The organism is Myroides sp. C6-3 (assembly GCF_050522425.1).
In the GTDB taxonomy this organism is placed as follows: domain Bacteria; phylum Bacteroidota; class Bacteroidia; order Flavobacteriales; family Flavobacteriaceae; genus Flavobacterium.
Genome location: NZ_JBMVQP010000065.1, coordinates 1 through 6128, shown reverse-complemented (window position 1 = coordinate 6128; position 6128 = coordinate 1). Strand labels below are relative to the sequence as shown.

At 41.2% G+C, this 6128-nt stretch carries 7 protein-coding genes; all 7 read right to left on the bottom strand.

The window, feature by feature from the left end:
* Window positions 1-270 precede the first annotated feature (270 nt).
* Window positions 271-903 (bottom strand): nitroreductase family protein, encoded by a 633-nt coding sequence (locus tag ACPDG9_RS15635; RefSeq protein ID WP_430528637.1) that lies wholly within the window; start codon window positions 901-903, stop codon window positions 271-273.
* A gap of 117 nt (window positions 904-1020) precedes the next feature.
* On the bottom strand, window positions 1021-2112 hold the full coding sequence (locus tag ACPDG9_RS15630; protein ID WP_430528636.1) for an SGNH/GDSL hydrolase family protein: 1092 nt from the start codon (window positions 2110-2112) through the stop codon (window positions 1021-1023).
* Between the two features lie 475 nt (window positions 2113-2587).
* Window positions 2588-2818, bottom strand: a complete 231-nt coding sequence (locus ACPDG9_RS15625; protein WP_430528635.1) for a thioredoxin family protein — start codon at window positions 2816-2818, stop codon at window positions 2588-2590.
* Window positions 2819-2971: 153 nt separating this feature from the next.
* On the bottom strand, window positions 2972-3367 hold the full coding sequence (locus tag ACPDG9_RS15620; RefSeq protein ID WP_430528634.1) for a cytochrome C: 396 nt from the start codon (window positions 3365-3367) through the stop codon (window positions 2972-2974).
* A complete protein-coding gene (locus ACPDG9_RS15615) occupies window positions 3351-3641 on the bottom strand; it encodes a hypothetical protein (protein ID WP_430528633.1) in 291 nt (96 codons plus the stop codon). Before ACPDG9_RS15615 ends, ACPDG9_RS15620 begins: the two co-directional genes overlap by 17 nt.
* Window positions 3638-4654, bottom strand: a complete 1017-nt coding sequence (locus ACPDG9_RS15610; RefSeq protein WP_430528632.1) for a cbb3-type cytochrome c oxidase subunit II — start codon at window positions 4652-4654, stop codon at window positions 3638-3640. Before ACPDG9_RS15610 ends, ACPDG9_RS15615 begins: the two co-directional genes overlap by 4 nt.
* Window positions 4655-4663: 9 nt before the next feature.
* The coding region (locus tag ACPDG9_RS15605; RefSeq protein WP_430528631.1) for a cbb3-type cytochrome c oxidase subunit I at window positions 4664-6128 on the bottom strand (1465 nt) is incomplete at its 5' end.

Below are 6128 nucleotides of genomic sequence, written 5' to 3'. Positions count from 1 at the left end.
TGTGCGTTGATTTTCGTTTAAAGGCAATATTGCCTCTTTTAGAAAAACCTACTGATAACCGTTAACTGATAACCGATTAACTGATCACAAACATACAGCCTCTTTGAGTCATGCAGCTGATACAGAATTCACTTTTCCTAGTGGTCCAGGTAGATTTAAACCAAAACGTTTTTTACTATATTAACTGCATATAAAGACCCTCATCAACAAAAAAACAGGCAATAGAATTTTCTTATCCTATTGCCTGTTTTTTGTTGTATTTCCGACGTCTTAGAACACGATAATAAATTCTTCTTTAGGTGTTCGTACCTTTTTCATCGGCGCGATCCAATCCTGTTCTGCATCTGCAAAACCTATATACAGTAGAGATACACTTCTTAAACCGTATTGTTGTAAATTTAGCACGCGGTCCACCACCTCTGTACTAAACCCTTCCGCAGGGGTTGAATCTACTCTTAACTCTGCGGCTTGTGCTAAAGCCATACCTAAGGCAATATAGGTCTGACGAGCTGTATGTGCAAAATTCATTTCATCGGGTTGATTCAAATAAATTTCTTTTAACTTCGTTGTATAGCTGTCAAATCTCCCCCTAGGTAATCCTCTTTCATCTGTTGTAAAATCGTAAACCGTGTCAATTCTCTCTGCCGTATAGGTATCCCATGCAGCAAAAATCAAAACATGAGAACACGCTCTCATACACTCCGGATTTAAGGCTCCTTCTGCCAATTTTTCTTTGATTGCCTGATCTTTTACAACCAGTATTTTGAAAGGTTGAAGACCTGAAGAAGTCGGCGCCAGACGGGCTGCCTCAATAATTTTATCTACTTGTTCTTCACTTACTTTTTTAGACGAGTCATAAGCCTTTACAGCATGTCTCCAGTTTAAACTCTCTAGTAACGACATTGATTTATTATTTTAAAATTAGTAAACACAACATAGCTCCAAAACAACAGGCCACTCTAAGCGAACAACTAGGACCATATGAAGGAGGTATAGCTATATTTTTTTATGTTGACCAAGTTACTTCTTTTTTAGCATTTGAATTATTTGTGGGCGCATCACCTCAACCATACGATGAAACCCCAAATCGTTGGGATGCGTTCCGTCAACTGTTCCATCGTGGTCCTCACCCAGTAAATGATCGGCAAAAAGGAAGTAGATATTGTCCATTCCTGCTTGATGCTCCTTGAGAAACTCTTGGTAAGCATTCTCGTTTTGTTGTTTCACTCTTTCTCCTAATTTCTGATCAAAAAATCCCGATTCCCTTATCACACTTTGCATGACCAATATGGGAGCTGTAGGATTTTCCTTGCGCACAGTTTGCATCAAGTACCCTAATCGCTCCAACACTTCTTTAGGGGAACTGTTGGGAATGCAATCTAAAATATAGGCATCCGCAGAAATAGCTGCTACTAAATCTGCTACTTCTTTTTCCATTTTTGCACTACCTGACAAACCAAGGTTTAAAAAGTCATACCCTGTTTGCCTAGCTAAGATGGAGGTATAAACCATCCCTGGTCTACTTGCGCCTGCTCCCTGCACAATACTTGATCCATAGACCAGTATCTTTTTTTGAAATGGATAATCTCCTGCTTCAATTGAGGCTTCAGCTTCAACCCCAATTTCTAAACGAGTAACCGAACTATAAGGCGGTAAATATAGTAAAAACTCTTTTTCGCCATCCGCCAAATTACCGATAAGTTTATCCTCTGCACACAATGTACCATTTTGAGGTCTTCCTACGCCAGCAAATTGCCATTGGCCGTCTTTTTTGATATACAAATCCAATCCCTTTTGAGCAATAGGTGTCATCGCAGGTCCGCTATTTTTTACATCAGTACACCATTTAGCATAAATCGAAGTACTTGTTGATTTAAATGCTATAGCAATTCCCGCAGAACGCGTCAAGTGAAATTTAACCGCTTTAGGCAGGTGCTTATACTGGGTTGTATCCACGCGGTGGAAAGGTTCATCCGTGGCCATTATCTTCCCCACAACGGTAAAGTCTGTAGCTGATTGGTAAACAAGTGAAGGATTCTGCTTTTGACTATAGAGCACGCTACTAAGTAAGCAGAATAGTACTAGAATACTACTGGTTTTGATCTTTATCATTTCTATTTGTTGTTATTTTATCCTACTCTTCCCTTGACAACGGCTCGTTCTATTTCTTTGTTAGAGGGTTTATTGCTCCGCTAAAACGGACCTTCTCCACCGCTGTAATAAGGTACATCACAAATAAAACAAGTAAATTGTCTCCTACGATTACCACAGTATTATCAATCCATAAACGAATGATTAACAACACCTCTTTTATCACCTTACAAAAAAGCGCTTGCGGTATAAAACAGCAAGCGCTTTTGTAGTACTTAACGACAAATCGAATAGTCGGGAGGTTGATTCCTCCTTCGGAAAACAGTTGTTTATCCGCTACTTTTTGTCTGTTTTAATACCATTCGTATTTCTGCAATAAAAAACACCTTCCCAAGGCATTCTCTTTTCTATTGTAACGATATAGGTTTCTAGGTGAATACCACCTTCAGCAACAAAAAAACCGCTAGGAAGATACCTAGCGGCTTTTTGTACTGCTTTATTTTAGATCCGCAATTGAAGCCCCAAAGTTAATGTGTAGTACATTTCCATTGGCTAAAACTAAAGCAGGAACAGATTGTACCCCCGCACGTTCTGCTTCTTGTACTTTTGCTTTTTCTTCACCCAAGTGAACGATTTCTATTGGATGATCAGCAATTAAGTTGAGCAGGTCTTGTTCTGCACTTACGCAAACAGGACAACCAGCGTGGTAAAAAGTGAGTTGTTTCATAATGTGTATTTTTATAAGTAACTATTGTAGAGTAAAAGTAGTCTGACTCTAGCGGTTTTGTATGGTACAGGATAATAATATGCGGATGGTCCAGTTGGCAAGTGCTGTAGGCGCTCATTGAAAGTACGTTGTAAGCAACAAACACCTCCTCCACTAGATCCACCGCGCCATATAGTACATTCCCCAGGCCACAACGACAATAATAGTAATCCATACCCAGTAGGGAATACTCTGCGGTGTTTCACTTCCCGTGATCAAAAAGGTCTTAGGATTCGCTTTCCCGTATGCATTAATCATTATATTGACCGTACCATCGACAATCGCGTGTTCTTTGATTCCCTCCACCTCAATCGATGGTCCATTTTTAACAGTAAAAGGAATCAAGCGTATTCCCTCCTTTCCTTCTCCACCTTGACTGACAATTTTTAACACATGTACTCCATCGCTTAGTCGTTCTGTATCAAGTTCAAACCTCACTGGGGTTTCCAATACAGCTAAGGGTTTCTCCTCCTCATCCATAAAAAGGAAAACTTTATTCTTTTGTTCCATATTGCGTTTCATTTACCACCATTCTTTTGATGTGATTGACTTGATTTTCGTTGGGTTTTATCAACCATTTGACAGAAAAATACAGCGTTAACAAGACGATAAGTGAAATAACACCGATGATGAGATAATCCCATTGACTATCAGGTCCCGCTCCATGCACCACACCTTTTAAGAGCTTGGGTTGATTGCGTTCACATACAGGACAGGCGTAGGCTGTTGTCGTGCCAATTCCCACGACCAGCAAGGCTATAATTCGTTGATTTACTTTCATCATTTCTCTTTTAATTGATTAATATACTCCATGATTTGTTGCACTTCTTCTACGCTTACTATAGGCGCTTGATTCCCCCAATTATTTCGTTCATAGTTGACAATTGCCGTTACCTCTTTGGCTGTCCAATTCAAATTTGTACCCACGGCAGGCATTACACCATACTCCCCTCGCGCATCATAACCATTCATGATGATATCGACAAAGAGTTGTAAATTTTCTCCCATCACAATTGGACTGTTTTTTAGTGGTGGGAAAGCACCTGCCAAACCTTCTCCATTAGCTTGATGGCAAGCCGCACAATTGTTCATGTATAGATTTTTACCCTCCGCTTCTGTTGCTGCTTCTTGCGCAATACTACTGCCTGTTGTTTGCTCTTGTTTGAGGGGATATAAGAACTCAGGGACTACCGCAGCTTCAGGTAATTTGGCTTGTTTTAATTCTTGCAAATAAGCCACCAAATCAAGTGCTTCTTGCGTTGCAACTACCTGTCCTTTAGCTGGATCAGAGAAAGCCGCTGGAACCGCCACCACTACATCTGCATCTGTGGGATTTTGCTTGAAAGTAAACAAAAACGGATACGCGGGCATAATCGATTCTTTCACTACAATACGCGGATTAAACAAGTGGACCAAATGCCAGTCCAAACTAGGCTGACGCGTTCCTATTGCGGTTAAATCAGGTCCTGTACGCTCTGTTCCCATTAACGTAGCCGTATTGGTCCATACGTCTATTCGCTTATTTGTTGCATAGTCCGCCGACATGGATGGACGTTCTCCCCATTTGCGATCCATCTCAACATTGCGTACCTGTTGACTGTGACAAGCAACACATCCATTGGCAATAAAAACTTGTTTACCTCGCACTGCTGCTTCACTTAAAGGGATTGCATCTGGTAGTGGTTGTATTTTAGCTTGGTTATCCAAGGCTGGTAGTATAGCAACAAATAACGTCAAAACGATAAATAACGCACTGGCAACTAGGTATAGCTTTTTGTGATTATTGAAGATCTCCATGATTCAGAATTAAGAGTTTGTATTCGACTTGATAGGTTGTTGTAGTTTTTCGAGTGCTGCGTCTACAAGCGCAACTTCTTTGGGCTGTTCTACTTTGATCATGCGGTAGAAGTTAAAGGCGAAAAACAAATGAGACACCCACATCAAACTTCCGCCAATGGCACGCCATAGCCAATACGGCATCATGAGTTTCACGCTCTCAATAAAAGGAGCCTCACCCATCCAAAGTATACCGCGCAAGGTTCCACCGTACATTAAAGGAATAGAGTAAAATAACAAGCCAATAAGAGCTAGCCAAAAATGTGCTCCTACGGTAATTTGAGGGGCTTCTTTTCCCGTTAATTGAGGTACGAGCGCATAGATTCCACCCCAGAGTAAAAAGGCAATAATACCGTACATCGTCAAATGCGAGTGCGCTACAGTAAAATCGGTAAAATGCCAAAGGAGATTGGTAAAGCGAAAAGACTCCGCAGTACCTTGGAGCGAACCCGTAAAGTAAAAAATAATACCAACCACAAAAAAGGGCACGGTATAACTGTCCTTCACTTTGTGCCACGCCCCTTTAAACGTCATTAGAAAATTAGTCGTTCCCGCTACTACGGGAATCACCATTCCCACACTAGCAACAATCGCCACCGTTTGCAACCACCACGGAATTGCACTAAACACAAAGTGATGGGTTCCAATGAGGGTATAAAATAAGATCTGTGTCCAAAAGGCAAGAATTCCCAAGCTATAGGAGTAAATCGGTTTATTGAGCTGTTGCGGAACAAAGTAATAGACAATCCCTAGCGTAAACAACATAAACCACATACCCACTGCCTGGTGCATATAGTACCCTTGGACGATGGTTTCCCCTAAACCGTCTTGCCAAAAAGGCAAATACCCCACCACGGCAACAACACTAATAAAAATCACTGCTGCCACAATATACCAGTTGGAAATATAAATCTCTTCTGTTTTGCGCCTTGCTATCGTTTGCAGGTAATTGAGTAACGTAAAACCCAACCCCAAAGCAAAAAGCAACATGATAGGCCAAATATACTCTCTATATTCCCCACCTCCATTGTTAATACCTGCCATCAAACTAAGAGATCCAATCAAAACAGAAGCATTAATCAAAAGTAAAGAATACCACGCCCATGCGTAATTCGCCAAGGATGTATTACTCACCCGGGGTACGATATAGTATCCTAAACCAATCATCCCTAAGGAAGACCATCCCCAAAATACCGCATTGGTATGTACAGGACGCAATCTCCCAAAACTCAACCAACTGCTGTGATCGATATCCGGAGCAACAAATTTTATCCCCAAATACTCCCCAATCGTCGTTCCGATGAGCAACCAAAAGGAAGCCGTACCCAAAAACCAGAGTACAATACGCGCCAATTGTGGATCGATATCCGGAGCAACAAATTTTATCCCCAAATACTCCCCAATCGTCGTTCCGATGAGCAACCAAAAGGAAGCC

Coding starts and splice junctions, on each gene's coding strand:
- ACPDG9_RS15635 (WP_430528637.1), bottom strand. CDS start 903: ATGTCGTTACTAGAGAGTTTAAACTGGAGACATGCTGTAAAGGCTTAT.
- ACPDG9_RS15630 (WP_430528636.1), bottom strand. CDS start 2,112: ATGATAAAGATCAAAACCAGTAGTATTCTAGTACTATTCTGCTTACTT.
- ACPDG9_RS15625 (WP_430528635.1), bottom strand. CDS start 2,818: ATGAAACAACTCACTTTTTACCACGCTGGTTGTCCTGTTTGCGTAAGT.
- ACPDG9_RS15620 (WP_430528634.1), bottom strand. CDS start 3,367: ATGGAACAAAAGAATAAAGTTTTCCTTTTTATGGATGAGGAGGAGAAA.
- ACPDG9_RS15615 (WP_430528633.1), bottom strand. CDS start 3,641: ATGATGAAAGTAAATCAACGAATTATAGCCTTGCTGGTCGTGGGAATT.
- ACPDG9_RS15610 (WP_430528632.1), bottom strand. CDS start 4,654: ATGGAGATCTTCAATAATCACAAAAAGCTATACCTAGTTGCCAGTGCG.